The sequence below is a fragment of the Thalassospira sp. ER-Se-21-Dark genome (genome assembly GCF_017922435.1).
In the GTDB taxonomy this organism is placed as follows: domain Bacteria; phylum Pseudomonadota; class Alphaproteobacteria; order Rhodospirillales; family Thalassospiraceae; genus Thalassospira.
Genome location: NZ_VDEZ01000006.1, coordinates 96,896 through 112,055, shown reverse-complemented (window position 1 = coordinate 112,055; position 15,160 = coordinate 96,896). Strand labels below are relative to the sequence as shown.

14 protein-coding genes are annotated in these 15,160 nt (G+C 54.3%); 6 read left to right on the top strand and 8 right to left on the bottom strand.

What is annotated here, in order from left to right; all coding sequences use genetic code 11:
- Position 1: 1 nt before the first annotated feature.
- Positions 2–307, bottom strand: coding sequence for an STAS domain-containing protein (locus FHI25_RS18990; RefSeq protein ID WP_063090454.1), 306 nt, complete (start codon positions 305–307; stop codon positions 2–4).
- A 182-nt stretch (positions 308–489) separates the two neighbouring features.
- On the opposite strand from FHI25_RS18990, the gene FHI25_RS18985 reads away from it, so the two are divergent.
- A complete protein-coding gene (locus FHI25_RS18985; protein ID WP_210520462.1) occupies positions 490–2,100 on the top strand; it encodes a sigma-54 dependent transcriptional regulator in 1,611 nt (536 codons plus the stop codon).
- A 6-nt stretch (positions 2,101–2,106) separates the two neighbouring features.
- On the opposite strand, the gene cobD is transcribed toward FHI25_RS18985, so the two are convergent.
- Positions 2,107–3,207, bottom strand: a complete 1,101-nt coding sequence (gene cobD / locus FHI25_RS18980; RefSeq protein ID WP_246879224.1) for a threonine-phosphate decarboxylase CobD — start codon at positions 3,205–3,207, stop codon at positions 2,107–2,109.
- A 117-nt stretch (positions 3,208–3,324) separates the two neighbouring features.
- On the opposite strand from cobD, the gene FHI25_RS18975 reads away from it, so the two are divergent.
- The 5 genes from FHI25_RS18975 to FHI25_RS18955 all read left to right on the top strand — a co-directional run bounded on the left by FHI25_RS18975 (position 3,325) and on the right by FHI25_RS18955 (position 7,994).
- The gene (locus tag FHI25_RS18975; RefSeq protein WP_246879223.1) at positions 3,325–4,218 is read left to right on the top strand and encodes a phytanoyl-CoA dioxygenase family protein; all 894 of its coding nucleotides are present in this window, start codon (positions 3,325–3,327) and stop codon (positions 4,216–4,218) included.
- An 88-nt stretch (positions 4,219–4,306) separates the two neighbouring features.
- Positions 4,307–4,648 carry an Hpt domain-containing protein gene (locus FHI25_RS18970; protein ID WP_210520457.1) on the top strand — a complete coding sequence of 114 codons (342 nt, stop codon included), beginning with the start codon at positions 4,307–4,309 and terminating at the stop codon, positions 4,646–4,648.
- Positions 4,649–4,885: 237 nt separating this feature from the next.
- On the top strand, positions 4,886–5,086 hold the full coding sequence (locus tag FHI25_RS18965; RefSeq protein WP_008892081.1) for a hypothetical protein: 201 nt from the start codon (positions 4,886–4,888) through the stop codon (positions 5,084–5,086).
- 260 nt (positions 5,087–5,346) lie between these two features.
- On the top strand, positions 5,347–6,480 hold the full coding sequence (locus FHI25_RS18960; RefSeq protein ID WP_210520455.1) for an ABC transporter substrate-binding protein: 1,134 nt from the start codon (positions 5,347–5,349) through the stop codon (positions 6,478–6,480).
- A gap of 47 nt (positions 6,481–6,527) precedes the next feature.
- On the top strand, positions 6,528–7,994 hold the full coding sequence (locus FHI25_RS18955; RefSeq protein WP_210520453.1) for a diguanylate cyclase: 1,467 nt from the start codon (positions 6,528–6,530) through the stop codon (positions 7,992–7,994).
- A 56-nt stretch (positions 7,995–8,050) separates the two neighbouring features.
- Here the strand turns inward: FHI25_RS18955 and rodA are convergent, their stop codons facing one another.
- The 6 genes from rodA to FHI25_RS18925 form a co-directional block, all read right to left on the bottom strand.
- Positions 8,051–9,214 carry a rod shape-determining protein RodA gene (gene rodA / locus FHI25_RS18950; protein WP_063090283.1) on the bottom strand — a complete coding sequence of 388 codons (1,164 nt, stop codon included), beginning with the start codon at positions 9,212–9,214 and terminating at the stop codon, positions 8,051–8,053.
- A gap of 3 nt (positions 9,215–9,217) precedes the next feature.
- Positions 9,218–11,134 (bottom strand): penicillin-binding protein 2, encoded by a 1,917-nt coding sequence (mrdA, locus tag FHI25_RS18945; RefSeq protein ID WP_064781899.1) that lies wholly within the window; start codon positions 11,132–11,134, stop codon positions 9,218–9,220.
- 165 nt (positions 11,135–11,299) lie between these two features.
- Positions 11,300–11,815 carry a rod shape-determining protein MreD gene (gene mreD / locus FHI25_RS18940; protein WP_008892086.1) on the bottom strand — a complete coding sequence of 172 codons (516 nt, stop codon included), beginning with the start codon at positions 11,813–11,815 and terminating at the stop codon, positions 11,300–11,302.
- Positions 11,812–12,807, bottom strand: coding sequence for a rod shape-determining protein MreC (mreC, locus tag FHI25_RS18935; RefSeq protein WP_210520451.1), 996 nt, complete (start codon positions 12,805–12,807; stop codon positions 11,812–11,814). Before mreC ends, mreD begins: the two co-directional genes overlap by 4 nt.
- 126 nt (positions 12,808–12,933) lie before the next feature.
- Positions 12,934–13,974, bottom strand: a complete 1,041-nt coding sequence (locus FHI25_RS18930) for a rod shape-determining protein (protein WP_008892088.1) — start codon at positions 13,972–13,974, stop codon at positions 12,934–12,936.
- A 182-nt stretch (positions 13,975–14,156) separates the two neighbouring features.
- Complete coding sequence (locus FHI25_RS18925; protein WP_210520449.1) at positions 14,157–15,080, bottom strand: alpha/beta hydrolase; 924 nt, start codon at positions 15,078–15,080, stop codon at positions 14,157–14,159.
- Positions 15,081–15,160: the final 80 nt, after the last annotated feature.

Genomic DNA, 15,160 nt, shown 5'->3' with positions numbered 1-15,160 from the left:
ATTAGTTTTCCAGCTGGAACAAGGTATCGAAGCGGGCAACTTCAAGCATGCGCTTGACCTGTCCCTGTGCGCCACGCAGGATGACGTTTGTGTTGGATTTTTCGCCCTCGTCGCGTGCAAGCAGCAACATGCCAAGACCGGCAGAGTCAATGAAATCGACACCGGAAATGTCCAGAACAAGCGTGGACGAGCCATGTCCGCGAACTTCTTCGATCAGTTTGCGGAAGCTCGAATGATCGCCGAATGTGAAGCGACCGGTCACTTCGACTGTGGTTGTTCCATTGGCGAAATCTGTCTTGTAATTCAAGTCTGGACTCTCCTTGAAGCGTTTGGCCAGTGGCGGAAACCCGGCCAAGACTATGCTTTTCTTAACGTTAATCTGATTGTGTATGGTTTGGGTAGTGACTGCAATACATGTTAGTAGTTGTGAGATGAGCAACACTATCGGTATGCTGACCTACATTGGTATATCGGGATACGAACAAGAAAATGCCAGAGCAGGCACGCATTGTAATTGTGGAAGATACGCTGTCGCTGGCGCGCGTGTATCAGGATTACTTGCGTGCCGATGGTCACGTTGTTGATCACGTCGTCAGCGGCACAAACGCCATAGAACGTTTGCGCCATGATCCGCCGGATGTCCTTGTTCTTGATCTTATTTTGCCCGATATGGACGGGCGCGAGGTTCTTCGCGCTGCCGCGCAAATCGCACCGGATTGCAAAATTGTTGTTATCACGGCCCACGGGTCGATCAATGTCGCGGTCGAGGCGATGCGCGAAGGGGCATGGGATTTCCTGTTAAAACCCTTCACCGCAGACAAGTTACGCGACACCGTGACAAAGGCGATCAAAGGTGCGCCCGCCCTGCAGACTGCCCCGGATATTGATCTGGAAAGTCCCGATGCCGACGAGATGTATTTCGACATCATCGGCGGGTCGGAAAACATGCGTGATATCTATCGCATTATCGAAAATGCCGCCCCCAGCCGTGCGACTGTCTTTATCACCGGTGAATCCGGTACGGGTAAGGAACTCGCCGCCGAGGCAATCCATCGTCGTTCGGAACGGGCAAAGGATCCGTTCATTCCGCTGAACTGCGGTGCCATTCCCAAAGACCTTATGGAAAGCGAGATTTTCGGTCACGTCAAAGGGGCGTTTACCGGTGCTGTTTCCGACCGCGAAGGGGCAGCACATCGTGCGGATGGCGGCACGCTGTTTCTGGATGAAATTTGCGAAATGGATCTGGATCTGCAGACCAAGCTTCTGCGGTTTATCCAGACCGGGTCATTCCAGAAAGTCGGCGGCAGTTCGATAGAAAAAGTTGACGTGCGCTTTGTCTGTGCGACCAACCGCGATCCACTTGAAGAAGTTCGTTCCGGTCGGTTCCGCGAAGACCTTTATTACCGTTTGCACGTTATTCCGCTGCACATGCCGCCCCTGCGCGATCGCGATAACGATATCCTGCAAATTGCCAATTTCTACCTGCAACGCTTCACGCGCGAGGAAGGCCGCGATTTCGAACGGTTCAGTCCCGAAGTTTCCGCCCTGTTTGCACGGTATTCCTGGCCGGGCAATATTCGCCAGTTGCAAAATATCATCCGTAACATTGTTGTGCTCAATAACGGGACCGAGGTGGCGCTTTCAATGGTGCCAAGGCCGGTCAATAGCGGCACGGACGGTGACCAGTTCGGATCGGGGACGATTGAAGCCCCGCCACCCCATCCGGTTGTTTCAAACGAGCCGGGCGGTCCCGGACGTCATTGGGCCGGTGATCCGGAGGCGCTGGCCTTTCTTGCCGGTGCCCGGCAAATGCGCAAGGTTGTCGAAAACCATAATTCCGGGCGCAGTAACCAACTGCTTGGTGCTGGTGCGGGGGGCAACTTTGGGGGCGAAGATCAAACCGCATTGTCGCCGTCAGCATCCGGGTCCGGAAGGCTGGGATTTGGCGAGATCAAGCCGCTTTGGCAAGTTGAAAAGCAGGCAATCGAAGAGGCAATCGAGCGTTGTGGCGGATCCATCCCGCGTGCAGCCGATGCCCTGGGTGTCAGCCCGTCGACAATCTATCGTAAAAAGCAATCCTGGGAAGAAAGCGGCCTCTAGGTCAATTTAGCGGTCTGCGCTGTGCCAATCTGCCATCGCGTCTTCAAGGCGTTTCCAGTCTGCATCGGTTCCGGGCAGGCCAAACCGAACCTTGTTTGCATCATGATCAAATAGCCGAACCAAAATACCCCGGTGTCCGAGGTGATCTGCCAAGGCAACGCAATCCTCGCCATCGTAGTAGCGGAAAAGATCAGTGCCACCAGATAGAGCCAGTCTGCTGTTCTTGGTGATGAGATCATCAAGCCGCGCTGCGTCTGCCGTCAGACGTGTTCGGCTTCGCTGGTGCCATTGCGTATCGGAAAAAGCCTGCGTGCCAACGACCATGGTCGGACCGGGAATGGCCCACGGGCCAACGCGGTTTTCAAGATCAGTTGCTAGGTTAAGACCCATGACGGCACAGCCAAGTCGCGCCCCGGCAAGACCGAAAAACTTGCCAAATGAACGCAACACAATGGTGTTTTGCAACTGATCAATGCGCGAACAAACCGATTGGTCCGGTTGGCAATCCATAAAGGCCTCATCGACCAAAAGCCAGCAACTGCGCACATCTGCAAGTTTGCCCAGCCTGAAGATATCGTCAGGGGCAAACATGGCCCCGTCCGGGTTGTTGGGATTGACCAAGATAACGACGGTTCCCGTTTCGGCAGTGCTTAGAATATCCGTCGCCTTGGCAATCCTGTCAGCCGGATTGGTTTGGTTGGTTTGGCAGTGGTATCCGGCACGTCTCCAGCACCGTTCATGTTCACCGTATGTCGGGCCCATGACATGGACGTTGTTGGTCGCCTGATCAGCCATCCGGTCTTTTAGCCAGAACGGGATCATCTGGATCAGGGCCTGTGTGCCCGGGGCGCAAACGAGATGATCTGTCGTCGGCAGGTTGTAATACTGTTTGGCCGCCGCTTTCAGGTCATCAAGCTCCGAGGTGAGAGGCAGGCGTTGCCAGTGGGCGTTTTCAATATTCGGAACCGGGTAGGCTATTGGATTGATACCCGTCGATAAATCCAACCAGTCGCTTGTTGGAATGCCATATCTGCTTGCCGCCCAATCAACTGCGCCACCGTGATTGATCGGCGGTTGTTGTTTTGGCGTGATATGGCTGTTTGTCATGATGGGGCCAGGCCTGATCGAAAGTGAACTGTCTGTGGTTTGCATCAAGTTTCCGCGCTTGCCATTGGGCAAAGTGCTGCGTATCGTCCGGCCATCCTCAATACCGGACATTTTCCCATGATCACAGCCCAAAATGCCACCAACATTCAGGTATGGCAGAAGCTTAACCCGCAACTGTCGATTTCCAACGGTGTAAGTCCAAGCACCGATGTTGCGGAAATTGGTGCCGATAAAGGTGGTTTTGACGGGGGCGCGCTTTCTGAACGGTTTTGGGATGAGGGATATTTCCTGGTCCACGATGTTTTGCCGGCGGGCGAACTTGAAAAACTTCGTGTCGGGATTGAAGTGCTTGTTGCCAACGGCCTGTCACCCGCGCTGATATATCTTTACGATGAAGCTTGGGATGTGTTTCGTCGGTTACGCCCGCTTCTGACCCATTTTCTGGGTGATCGGATTGCGCTTTTGCCGCACTTCTGGGCGTGGCATGTCGATCCCGATGCCGATGGAAGTGGTTGGCCACCGCATCGCGATTATCAGGGGGAAAGTACGATTGGCGATGAGATGTTGATCAGCCTTTCTCTTTGGGTGCCGCTAAGCAATGCCACGCCTGAAAATGGCTGTATGCATGTTTTGCCCCGAAATTTCGAAAAAGGTTACCCGACACCGGTTTCAGAACCGGGGGAGGTTCACCTTCAAGACCTTCGCGCCCTTCCGGCCGAGCCTGGTGCGGTGATGGGCTGGCGACAGGATCTTTATCATTGGGGGGGAAGGGCAAGCCCGTATGCCAGCGAACCGAGGATCAGCCTGTCACTTGAATTTCAGAATGCCGCCTTTGATCCGCTTGCCGATCAATTGTTGGGACTTGATCATCCACCGGTGTTTTTGGAGCGTCTGGCCTTGATTGCCAAGCAGTTTGAAAAATACCGTCATATGCAATCAATGGATGCCGAAACCCTGAAATGGGCAAATGACGTTGTGGACGCCTGTGCTACGATTAACCATATGCAGTAAAAGCCGGAATGCCCCCGACATTGGTACGGGTTGAGTGGTGTTGTGCCAGACGTGATACTGCCATGGGCTGCACAGAAAAGGTTGGTTGATGGAATTGATTGATAACGCCCGTTTTGAAGAGTTGTGCCAGGCCCTTGGCAAGGATCAGGTATTGCTGCTGGTGAATTTGCTCCCGGCCTCCTACGACGAGGAGCGCGCCCGCCTAATCGAAGCTGCGGCGACAAAGGACCTTGATGGTCTAAAGCGGTCTGGACACGCCATCAAGGGGATGGCCAGAAACATGGCGGCGCCCGAACTTGCAGAAGCCGCATTGGCGTTTGAGCGTTTCGAAGGTGATTTCGATCCCGCGTTTGATGACAAGATCAAGGAACTCGACGAGATAAAACAGCGAACAGTTGACGCCATGCGTGCGTTCCTTGCCACGCCATAGCTGTTATCTGTTGCTTCAGTGGTGTGAGTAACCCCAAAGGCAGATCAATTGGATCTGCCTTTTTCAATATTTTTGCAAGATTACTCAGCTTGTTACGACGCTTGGCGATGAAAAATGCGTTCCGGGGAATAGAAAATCAGGCAATTACCCCTACATGAAATCTAGAACGGATTTTCATCCACCAGCACTGTATACAGTGCCAAGACTGCTTGTGACCGTCCCAACATGGAGGCAACAGTGGCGAGCTTTAATAAAATTTCTGGGCAAACAGATCAGGAAACTTCTGCACAGCGTCTTCACGGCGCGCCAAGTTACGACAAGTGGCGTCGGGATGATCTTTATCATTTGGCCGCGCAGAAAGGCATACAGAACCGGGCAAACATGTCGAACAAGGAATTGGTCGAAGCGTTGAAGCGTACGCAATCAACCGGCGGCTGATATTGCGTTTATTTTACCTCGATTTTGCAAAGAACCGGTTCCCATCCTGATACCAAGTTTGTATACCATCGTATATTATAACTAGCCGGTCGGGGTGGAGGCCGCCTGTTGCTTTCGCCACCGTTTGCAACTGTGGCGTGGCGCGAGCATGCACGCTTTGCCGGTTTTAAGCGATGTATTGTAAATCGAGGTATGCCTAAGTGGGTTGTTTAGTCCGACGCTGTAGCCCGCAGCAAAAAGAGCAAGAACAGAAAATTGGTTTGAAGTCTTACGCGGTGGTTTTGCTTTTCGTGCTTGTGCTTTGGTGCTTGCCGCTGGCAACCACACAAGCGACGGAGCATGACGCCACTGACGTTCCAACGCGCGTCGCCTTTATCAATCCAGGCTATGGTGATCGCGGTTTCTGGAAGGATGTGCGCGACACCATGCAGGCGGCTTCAGATCAGTTTGGCTATGAACTGATCGTTTTCGACAGCAACCGCGACAGCAAGATGATGATCGAAAGTGCGCAGAAGGTTTTTGCCCTTGAACCCGCGCCTGATTACATCATTGCCGTTAACGAACATCAGCAGGGAACGCGCATCGTTCTGGAAGCAGAAGAACGCGGCATCCCGGTCATCATGTTGCTCAATGACCTGACAAAAGAGCAGAAGAACGCATATGGCTATCCGGGCAGGGACTTTGATCACTGGATATTCTCCCTGACGCCGGATAACGAGCGTGCCGGTTATGACATCGCCAAGTCCCTGATCGATAATGCACGTCTTCAAGCTGAAAATCGGCAACCAGTGCCGCTATGCCTGTTATCCATCGCCGGGGACAGCAAGACGCCAGCCTCGCTTCAGCGACTGCAGGGACTTGACCATGCGCTTAGTCGTTTTCCGCTTCTTCGCGAACAGCGTCGTCTGGTCGCAAACTGGTCATATGACGAAGCATACCGTCAGACAGAAAACTGGCTTAGACGGGGCGGGTGCGTCGATGCGGTCTGGGCTGCCAATGATGATATTGCGCTGGGTGCAATTGCGGCTCTGGAGAAAGCAGGGCGGAAACCCGGGAAAGATGTCTTTGTCGGCGGGTTGAACTGGTCACCTGCGGGATTGCGCAACGTCGCAGACGGCAAGATGACCATGACCCACGGGGGGCACTTCTTTGCTGGCGCATGGGTCATGGTATTGCTTCATGATTACATACATGGCGTTGAATTTCTTTCCCATCATCCCGAAATCTCTTTCAGGATGGAGGCGATCACACGCGAAAACATATCTCACTTTGTCGATGTCCTGGGCAGCAGGGATTGGAACAGCTTGGATTTTAAGGATTTTAGTATTGCCAATTCCCCATTCGGCACAGAGTATAACTTTGTGTTACATCCCGGCGATGGCCTGCGTGAATAGCAAAAGCCATCATCCGGTAACTCTTTAGAAAGACAAGGTCGAGACGCTTGGCACGAGAATCAGACGAAAAGCATTTTGATGATCTTGCCGGGATGCGATTGGGCAGCACAATTGCGGCTCGTCAGTTAAAGTACTCTCTTTTCCTGGCAGTTGCTCTTGGCCTCATCATCGTCGCCATTCGCGGATATCAGGATTATCTCTGGCTCGAAGGTGTCTATCAGCAGAGCAACCAGCGTATCTTTTCCTCCAGTGCGCCTGTCGCGACTGAAGTCATGATCAAGCGCGACCGCGAACTGGCCGATATTATGGTGCGCGGGATGCTCAACAATCGTTCCATTGCGCGCGTTATTCTTACCAACGCCGATGACGGTATCTTTTTTGAGCTAAAACGACCCGCAGGCGAAATACCAGTCTCGCGCTGGGCCGAGAAGATGTTTGGCGGACTACAAACAATCACTGTTCCGGTGCGCGACCCCGAACGAAAACCTGTCACCACCATTGGCGAGATGGTGATTGAGCTTAATCCACAGGTCTATGTGGACGCCTACATGACGCGTCTTTCGTGGTCGTTCCTTGCGACCATGGTTCTGGCGGCTGTGATGGCCCTTTGTTTTGCGGCAATGAGCTACTTCGTTTTCTCACGACCCGTGATCCGGCTTGGAAACTATATCGTTAATGCGGACCCAACAGACGATAGTCGCCCGCTTCAGATGCCGCCGGAGCATCGTCATGACGACGAGGTTCAGTTGCTTGGTTCGGTGACGGTCGGGCTTTTCGGAATGATCCGCAAGCAAATCGGGGAACTGCGCAGAGCGCGCGATGAACTGCAGAATGCGAACATCACTTTGGAAGAACGTGTTGCGCTGCGTACAGAAGAACTCAATTCCGCAATGCAAAAGCTTGAAGTGCTCGCGTCAACGGATCCACTGACCGGGTTGCCTAACCGTCGTGCCTTTCTCGGCAGGTTGGAAGACGCTGTTGCCGTCTGGCGGCGCAGGGGCACGCCTGTATCCTTCATTCTTCTTGATATCGACCGTTTCAAGGCGCTGAACGATACCTATGGCCATCAGGCTGGTGACGCGGTTCTGGTTGCCTTGGCAGACACACTTAGAACAACACTGCGCTCCATTGATATTCCGGCGCGTATGGGCGGTGAAGAGTTCGCTGTGTTGCTGCCGGGTGAGGAATTGCAGGGTGCGATGATCCTAGCCGAACGTTTGCGCAAGGGCCTGGAGCAGAACAGTGTCGACTATGGCGCTAGCAAACTTTCCTTTACCTCAAGCTTTGGGGTGTCGGGCTTGCCGTCTGCAAAGGGTATGGCTGAGTTTGATCCGGACGTTGCCGCGCAATTTGATGTTCTGAGGAACTCGGAAAACACCGATATTCCGGGGATATTGTACTCATTGGCGGATCACGCACTTTATGATGCCAAGGCAACCGGGCGTAATCGATGCAAGCTGGCTGACTTCAGCACACTTTTGGAATTCAAAGATCAGCTGCCGTCTGACATTTGATTGATCGGATAGTTCCGGTGCGACGCCGGATGCATGTGCGTCAGGAATGCGTGTCTTTAATTCCGGCCGTCGTCATTGCCCTGCCGGGAAATCCGGATGTCGCGGTGGATTGATACACTCATCAAAAGGCCGAAGCTGACCAAAATGGTCATCATCACCGTGCCGCCATAGGACACAAGTGGCAACGGGACGCCAACCACCGGAATCAGCCCCATCACCATGGCGATGTTGATAAAGACGTAAAGGAAGAAGGTTGAGGTCACACCGATTGCAACAAGGCGCCCAAACTGGTTCTGGCAGCGCAGTGCGATGACATAGCCATAGGTGATCACCAGCGCATAAAGGCCCAGCAACGCCATGCCACCGACCAAGCCGAATTCTTCGCCCAGCATGGTGAAGATAAAGTCGGTCTGTTTTTCCGGCAGGAAGTTCAGATGGCTTTGTGAACCCAACATGAACCCTTTGCCAAACAGCCCGCCAGACCCAAGCGCGATCTTTGATTGCGTAATGTGATAGCCCGCACCAAGCGGATCATTTTCCGGGTTCAGGAAGGTCAGAACGCGGTTCTTCTGATATTCGCGCAAGAACTGCCAGCCAATCGGAATGGCCGCAAGTGCCGTGCCGAGAACAAGCGCGAACTTCCAGATGCGCACCCCAGCCAGCCAGAAAATCACACCACCCCCGGCAATCAGAAGCAACGTGGTGCCAAGGTCAGGTTGGCGTAATACGAGGGCAGAGGGCGCAAGAACCATCAAGATCGGCGGAATCAAAAGCGGGATACGACCGACATCCTCGGTCGTCAAACCATGGAAATACCGTGCAAGTGCCAGAACCAAAGAGATTTTCATCAGTTCAGACGGCTGCAACTGGAAGAAACCCAGATTGATCCAGCGCTGTGCACCCATGCCGATATCGCCCTTGATTTCGACCGCTACCAGTAAAATCAGCGCAACAAAATACGAGAAATAGGCAAGCTTCAGCCAGACACGTATATCGGTTACTGCGATGATGATCATCAGTGCCGCACCCACCGCAAAACGCATCATCTGGCGTTCGGCCCAGGGTTGCAGTGATCCGTTGGCCGCGGAATAGAGCATGGCAAAGCCGATGCCAGATAGGGCTGCGATCAAAAGAACAAGCGTCCAGTTCAGCAACAATAGCCGGCGGCCAATCGGCACATAATCCGGGTCTTCACCAATGCGAAATCTGCTTCCTGCCATGGCTTAACCCTCGTCCTGATCGGTATGGGCCGGATTGCGCCGGAGATTTGCACTATTTGGCTGGTCTGCCGCCGAGATACCCTGACGCGCAGATTGCAGTTCCTGCGCTTTTAGCAGCAGGTCACGTACAATCGGGCCCGCAACACTCGAACCACCGCCACCGTGTTCAACGACCACAGAGCAGGCGTAACGCGGGTTATCGACCGGCGCAAAGGCGACAAACAGGGCGTGGTCACGGTATTTCCACGGCAAGTCATTGTTATCGAGCACCCCGGTTGTCTGGCGTTCGCGCATGGTGATGCGGCGAACCTGACTGGTACCACTTTTACCAGCCATTTCCATGCCCTTGATGGCAATCCGTGCGCCATGGCCAGTGCCGCGCAATTCGTTGGTCACACCGTTCATTGCATCACGAATTCGGGCCAGGTTGGCGCGACTGACCTGAAGTTCCGGGAATTCTTCCGCCTGGCGGCTGGTAACGCCTTCGGGGGTAACGTTGTCACGCGTCAGGTGCGGGCGCACCGCCTTGCCCGAGGCCAGACGCGCAGTCATCGTGCAAAGTTGCAACGGCGTTGCCAGAACATATCCCTGCCCGATAGAGGCAATAAGTGTTTCACCGCCCTGCCAGCGTTTGCCAAGCTGGATTTCCTTCCAGTCCTTGGTCGGGATCAGGCCGCTACGTTCGTTGGGAAGGTCAATGCCGGTATCTTCTCCAAGGCCCAGCTTGTTTGCCATGGCCGCAATGCGGTCGATCCCGATTTTCTGCGAAATTTCGTAATAATAGACGTCACAGGAATGCTTGATGGAGTCATGCATGTTCATCCAGCCATGACCGCCGCGTTTCCAGCAGTGGAAACGTGCATTCCCAAGATCAAGATGCCCGTTACAGAAGAATTTCTGGTTGGGCGAAATAATGCCCGCTTCCAGTCCGGCAAGTGCGACGCACATCTTGAAGGTCGAACCCGGCGCATAGGTTCCGTTCACAGCCTTGTTGGAAAGCGGTGCATACGGGTTGTTGACCAGACTGTTCCAAAGCTTGTGCGAAATGCCATTGGTAAAGGCGTTCGGGTCATATGCCGGATGTGACGACAGGGCGAGCACTTCACCATTATGGATGTCCATAACCACGGCGGCGGCACTTTCCTGATCCGACAATCGCTGATTGGTGTAGCGCTGCAATTCAAGATCAAGCGTCATGACAACCGTGTTGCCACTGTCACCTTCCTCGCGTTCAAGTTCACGAATAACGCGACCCAGTGCGTTGACTTCTACCTGGCTGGTGCCGGCCGTGCCACGCAGTGCCAGGTCATAAACCTTTTCAACGCCGCTTTTGCCAATGGTAAAGCCCGGCAATTCCAAAAGCGGATCGCCTGTCAGTTCCTTTTCGGATACCGCGGCAACATAACCCAGCGTGTGGGCAAGGTGCGGTCCTTCGGGATAGTCGCGTGATCGTCCGGCATCAATGATCAGGCCGGGAAGGTCGGGTGCATTGACGCCGACGCGTGCGACCTCATCCCATGTCAGGTTGTCGCGCACTGTGACCGGAACAAAGGAACGCCGACGGGCCGCATCGCGTTCGACGCGCTCGATGGTGTCGGGGCCAAGTTCGATGATCTGGTCCAGTATTTCAAGCGTGCGGCGGACATCGGGTGTCTGTTCGCGCACGATCATTATGTGATAGTTCTGCCGGTTTACGGCAAGCGGCGCACCGAAACGGTCGGTCACCAGTCCACGCGGTGGCGGCAGCAGGCGGTGCGAAATACGGTTTTCATCGGCCAGCGTCTGATAGCGGTCGCTTTCAAGGACCTGCAGGTAGTACATGCGCGCGGCAAGACCAGTCAGCAATACACCCTTGCCCGCACCAAGCATCAGGGCGCGTCGGGTAAACAGTCTGAACCGGTCTGAGTCACGATGCCACATGGGCGTTGGATACCTGTATTTCGTCAGTAGCCGTAAGGCCGAGTGTTCAATTTCTGGCCCGTTTTATCCCGGTTGATCGTGGATTAAAACAGCCTTTCCCCATCATAGCTAGTAGCCGTTGCCAAAACATCAATATTGCGCAGTTCATCAATCGCGCATGGCAGCCTAGACATAACGCAACAGGGTATTTTGTGCGCGCGCCAGAACCCAGGCAACAATCGGAAACAAGGCAGCTGTCAACACATAGCTGATCATGGTGGCCTTGAAGGGCAACAATGCACCGATCAGGGCCGAACTCAGCAGCCACTGAACCAAAAGTGCCGGAATGGCCACCAATGCAAAGCCCCACCACATCACACTGAACGGCTTGTTATGGAAAAAGCGCCCCTGACTTGCCGAACCGGTCTGCACCAGCACGAGCACAAGCGAACTGACGCCAAGCGGCAAGCCCATCAACAGATCCTGCAACAGGCCCAGCAGGAAGGCCGTGACAGCCGTCAAAAGGTCAGGGCGGTTAACCGACCAGTAAAACACAGCCATCAATGCCAGTGCCGGTGAGGCGGTTGATAACAACGGCACGCTGAGCGGCAGAAGATTAATCAGCAACAGAGCGAAAACACTGAAGGCAGGGAAAAGGCCGCGGGCAATAATGTCCAGTCGATGCCAGACGCCGGGTTTCACTGGGCTTCCCCTGCCGCGTTGGTGGAGGGTGATGTGCCTTCATTGCCGGTCGGGCCTGCCGGAACAATCCCGACGCCATCAGGCAGATCCGGCGATACTTCAGTGATGTTTGCATCGTTGGACGGTTGGCTTTGGCGAATGCGGTCCTCGCTCAGGATGCCCTGAAGACCGTAATCAGCAACACGCAGATATTCCAGTTGATGGCGGCGGAACATCGGGGCAACGCGAACGGCATTTTCGGAAACCGATGATACAACCCCGATCGGAATGCCTGGCGGGAACGCACCACCATGGCCGGATGTCAGAATACGGTCACCCGGTGCCACGGCCGCATCCGCAGTCAGGAAGGTCAGAAGCGGGCGGTTGGTGTTGTCACCGGAAAGAAATGCACGGTCGCGCGAATTTTCCACAACGACCGGCACACGAGAGTTGATATCGGTGATCAAAAGAACACGTGACGCCTGATACCCTGCCTCGGCAACGCGACCAATCAGACCTTCGTCCGAAATCACGGCTTGCCCCTTGGCAACGCCGTCGCGCGATCCGGCGGAAATCATCACGCTGTGGGCATAGGCACCCCCCATATCGGCAATCACGCGGGAGGTTACCAGATGCAGGGCAGGCGGGGAGGTGTAGCTTGCCAGATCACGAAGCCGGGCATTCTCATGTGACAGATTACGTGCGGCTTGCTGCCAGGCCAGCAGTTGCTGGTTTTCGCGGCGCAGGCGCTCGTTTTCTTCGTAAAGATGGGCGAGGTTGTAAATCTTGTCGGTCAGCTCGTTGATGCTGGCCGCAGGGCGGGAAATGACGTTCATCACCGGCGATACCAGATCAGCCGACGCGGCGCGGATACGCTCGATCAGAACGGTATCGGCCTTGCCCAGAAGCATCAGGCCAAAAGCCGATAAAATCAGCAGTATGAAAGCGAAGCGGTGAAGGGCCGTGCGTAACGGCGAGAAGATACGCTGCTGCGGACCACCATGCTGTGCCAATGTATTCCCCGCGAATTCCCAAAAGGTTGTTCTTCATCCCGTGCGGGATATTCAACCATAACGAAATCACCGAGTCGCGTCCAGTAAGGATACGACCCGGTGATGATATTCAAGGCCGCTTTTTTATCAGTATGCTGTGTGCAGGACGTTACGCAGCATCTTTTTCTCTTCCAGCGCGCGACCGGTACCCAGTGCAACGCAGGAAAGCGGATCATCTGCAATCGAAACCGGAAGACCGGTTGCATGACGCAGAACATAATCAAGGTTGCCAAGCATCGCGCCGCCACCGGTCAGGACAATACCCTTGTCCACGATGTCAGCAGCAAGTTCCGGCGGGGTCTGTTCGAGGGCGACTTTCACCGCCTCGATGATTGCCGAAACAGGCTCTGCAAGGCTTTCTGCGATCTGGCGTTCAGAAATCAGCAGTTCCTTCGGAACGCCGTTCATCAGGTCACGACCGCGGATTTCTACAGTTGCGCCATCACCGTCATCCGGAGCGCAGGCAGAACCGATTTCCTTCTTGATGCGTTCGGCGGTGCTTTCGCCGACCAGAAGGTTATGAGTGCGACGGATGTAAGCAATGATCGCTTCATCCATTTTGTCACCACCGACACGTACCGAACGCGCATAGACGATGCCGCCCAGCGAGAGAACGGCAACCTCGGTGGTACCACCGCCGATATCGACAACCATGGAGCCGGTCGGTTCCGTCACCGGAAGGCCGGCACCAATGGCAGCGGCCATCGGCTCGTCAATCAGCCAGACTTTACGCGCGCCAGCACTTTCTGCACTTTCCTGAATGGCGCGGCGCTCAACTGCGGTCGAACCCGACGGTACGCAGATGATGACTTCCGGGCTGGCAAAGTTGCGACGGTTATGGACCTTGCGGATAAAGTGCTTGATCATTTCCTCGGCGATGTGGAATTCCGCAATAACGCCGTCACGCAACGGGCGGATCGCCTGAATATACCCCGGGGTACGACCGAGCATCTGTTTGGCTTCTTCACCAACTGCAAGGACCTGTTTCTTGCCTTTTTCGTCGGTAATGGCCACCACGGATGGTTCGTTCAGAACGATGCCTCGCCCCTTAACGTAAACCAGTGTGTTCGCGGTGCCCAGATCCACCGCCATGTCGGAGGATAAAACCCCAAGAAGCTTGGAAAACATTCCTGCCCTATGCCCCGGTTAAAAGTAAAATCTCAAAAGCGAATGTACCGGCTTTGATAGCGTAAGGAATAAGCCGATGCACGAATAATCTGCTCAGGGGATTGAGGAATAATTAAGGCGCGTAATTTTCCTGAAATAAGGCATCAAAAACATGATCAGTAATATGGTCTTGGCGGAGAAATTCAATTTCGTCCTATATTTTCTGAGAGGCCCATTGCAGAAAGGAAATCTGTCACCAGTGAGACTACAAGCGGACTGTTTTCTATTTGCAACGTTTTGCGAGTCGTTTGTTTTTCAATCATTTCGCTGCTTTCAACGACTTCAAATCTAACGAGTTCGCGCCCGTCGTAAAGGTCGCGATCCATACGCCATTCACACCATGCCGGCGGGTTAAACGGATCATTTTTGACAGCCACAAGCAGGCTGGGCACAAAGTTGTCCATTTCCGACATACATTGCGGCCTTAGCCCGACAAGCGCCTTAAATCGGTGTTGGTAGTGTTTGGCATGCCCATCGCGATAAATCGCCAGCTGAGCTGCGCCAGCACCATAGCCATATCCGAAGACGGCAATGTTTTCAGGCGCAATGGATTTTACCCCGGCAAGGTAATCAAGTGCGCTGATGGCATCGAATGCCCAATAGGACAGACCGTGTTTTGGCGTTTGAAGTTCCCCGCCACCACAATAATCCTGCGTCGGATGGGCATCGGGGGGCGAAATCAAAAGCACCGCGTATCCGCTTTGTCGCAGGATATTGATCCACGTTTCCGGAAAATGATTGTCACAGTCGGGTAGGGCGACCATGGCAGGGTAAGGCGGCTTTGTGTCTCCATTGCCCGCAGCCGGTTCGAAATAAACAGCTGGAATACCCGCTTGCAGGCTTTCATCAACGCTAGGGATGGCTTTCCCGGCGGCAATCAGGCGTTGCCTCAAACCACTTTTGGGGTAGGGCAATGACGGTACGGTGACAGGCTGACCCGACTGCATTGTCGGCGTTTGTGCGAACGCGTTTGTGGAGGTTGTCACCATGCCAACAGACAGGGCCACAGCAATCGTAACGATCAGAACATATGGAAACGCACGCAGAGCTTTGCTTGGCCGGGTCATGGGCAACTCCATTCACGGGTGTCAAATTCTATCACACCGTTGGCTTTGCCACCATTCACACATAAGAAAAGGGCGGCACA

Excerpts from the sequence above, each read along its gene's own strand:
- FHI25_RS18985 (WP_210520462.1), top strand. The coding sequence starts at position 490 with ATGCCAGAGCAGGCACGCATTGTAATTGTGGAAGATACGCTGTCGCTG.
- cobD (WP_246879224.1), bottom strand. The coding sequence starts at position 3,207 with ATGACAAACAGCCATATCACGCCAAAACAACAACCGCCGATCAATCAC.
- FHI25_RS18975 (WP_246879223.1), top strand. The coding sequence starts at position 3,325 with ATGATCACAGCCCAAAATGCCACCAACATTCAGGTATGGCAGAAGCTT.
- FHI25_RS18970 (WP_210520457.1), top strand. The coding sequence starts at position 4,307 with ATGGAATTGATTGATAACGCCCGTTTTGAAGAGTTGTGCCAGGCCCTT.
- rodA (WP_063090283.1), bottom strand. The coding sequence starts at position 9,214 with ATGGCAGGAAGCAGATTTCGCATTGGTGAAGACCCGGATTATGTGCCG.
- mrdA (WP_064781899.1), bottom strand. The coding sequence starts at position 11,134 with ATGTGGCATCGTGACTCAGACCGGTTCAGACTGTTTACCCGACGCGCC.
- FHI25_RS18930 (WP_008892088.1), bottom strand. The coding sequence starts at position 13,974 with ATGTTTTCCAAGCTTCTTGGGGTTTTATCCTCCGACATGGCGGTGGAT.
- FHI25_RS18925 (WP_210520449.1), bottom strand. The coding sequence starts at position 15,080 with ATGACCCGGCCAAGCAAAGCTCTGCGTGCGTTTCCATATGTTCTGATC.